This is a genomic window from Polaromonas sp. P1_E3 (genome assembly GCF_056405935.1).
In genome coordinates, this window is record NZ_JBFUBD010000486.1 from 1 (window position 1) to 1785 (window position 1785).

2 protein-coding genes are annotated in these 1785 nt (G+C 59.4%); both read left to right on the forward strand.

Annotated elements, in window-relative coordinates; translation table 11 throughout:
- A partial coding sequence (locus tag AC1D0Z_RS20830; RefSeq protein WP_477660067.1) for an FAD-dependent oxidoreductase occupies positions 1 to 664 on the forward strand: 664 nt, incomplete at its 5' end.
- Positions 665 to 683: 19 nt separating this feature from the next.
- On the forward strand, positions 684 to 1785 hold a 1102-nt coding region (zapE, locus tag AC1D0Z_RS20835), incomplete at its 3' end, for a cell division protein ZapE (protein ID WP_477660068.1).

Here is a 1785-nt window from a genome sequence, read left to right on the forward strand (position 1 = left end):
GGGTGTGAGTGTTGCCTACACCGACGCCAAGGGCGAGGCCCAGACCCTGGAAGTGGATAAGCTCATCATCTCCATTGGCCGGGTAGCCAATACGCAGGGTCTTAACCCTGAGGCTGTGGGCCTGAAGCTCGACGAGCGCGGTGCCGTGGTAGTGGATGACGAGTGCAGGACCAGCCTGCCCAATGTATGGGCGATTGGCGACGTGGTGCGTGGCCCCATGCTGGCGCACAAGGCCGAGGAAGAGGGTGTTGCCGTTGCCGAGCGCATTGCGGGGCAGCATGGCCACGTCAACTTCAACACGATTCCCTGGGTGATTTACACCAACCCCGAGATTGCTTGGGTTGGCCAGACAGAGGAGCAGCTCAAGGCTGCCGGACGGGCGTACAAAGCCGGCACGTTCCCTTTCATGGCCAATGGCCGCGCCCGCGCGCTAGGCGACACGACCGGCATGGTGAAGATGCTCGCCGATGCAGCGACGGATGAAATTCTCGGCGTGCACATCGTCGGCCCGATGGCCAGCGAACTGATCGCCGAATGCGTGGTGGCCATGGAATTCCGCGCCAGCAGTGAAGACATCGCCCGCATCTGCCATGCGCATCCGTCCCTGAGCGAAGCGACCAAGGAAGCCGCGCTGGCAGTCGACAAGCGGACCTTGAATTTCTGAGCACACGGGTACGAACTCGGTGACTCAACCGGTGCGCTCGGCGTATGACGCCGAACTTGCAACGCGGGGCTATAAAAGTGACCCCGCTCAATTGCGGGCGGTAGAGGCGCTTGAGCGCTGCGCGTCTGAGTGGGCGGCGTTCAAGGAGCAACGCTCGAATGCCATCAAGAAGCTGATCAATCGGCCTGATATCCCCCGCGGGGTGTACATGTACGGGGGCGTTGGCAGGGGCAAGAGTTTCCTGATGGACTGCTTTTTCGGGGCTGTTCCGCTCAGGCGCAAGGTGCGGCTGCACTTTCACGAGTTCATGCGGGAGGTGCACCGGGAGTTGCAGGATCTTCAGGGCACGGCGAACCCGCTCGATGAACTGGGCCGTCGCATTGCAAAGCGATACCGGCTCATCTGTTTTGACGAGTTTCATGTCGCTGACATTACCGACGCGATGATCCTTCATCGTCTGTTGTCGGCGTTGTTTGACAATGGAGTCGGCTTTGTCACGACATCCAACTTTCAGCCGGACGAGTTGTATCCGAATGGCATGCATCGTGACCGTGTCCTCCCTGCCATTGAACTGCTGAAAGCCAGGCTGGAGGTCATCAGTGTTGACAACGGGACGGACTACCGCGGGCGCACCTTAGCCCAGGCGAGGCTGTATCACACTCCGCTGGGCCCTCAGGCCGACGCGGAAATGACTGAAACTTTTAATGCGCTGGCGGAGTCTCAGGATGAAAACCCCGTATTGCAGATTGAGTCCAGGCAAATTCAGGCCCGACGAAAGGCCGGCGGCGTTGTCTGGTTCGATTTCAAGACATTGTGCGGCGGCCCGCGTTCCCAAAACGATTACCTGGAAATAGCCACCCAGTTTCATACCGTATTGCTCAGTGATGTGCCCCATATGCCAGTGCGCATGGCGTCCGAGGCCCGGCGGTTTACCTGGCTGGTGGATGTGCTGTATGACCGCCGGGTCAAATTGATCATGTCGGCCGAAGTAGCTCCCGAGGCGTTGTATACCGAAGGGCCGTTGGTGCATGAATTTCCCCGCACGGTTTCCCGGCTCAACGAAATGCAGTCTAAGGAATTCCTGGCGCTTGAGCGCAGAAACGTCGACACAACACTCACAT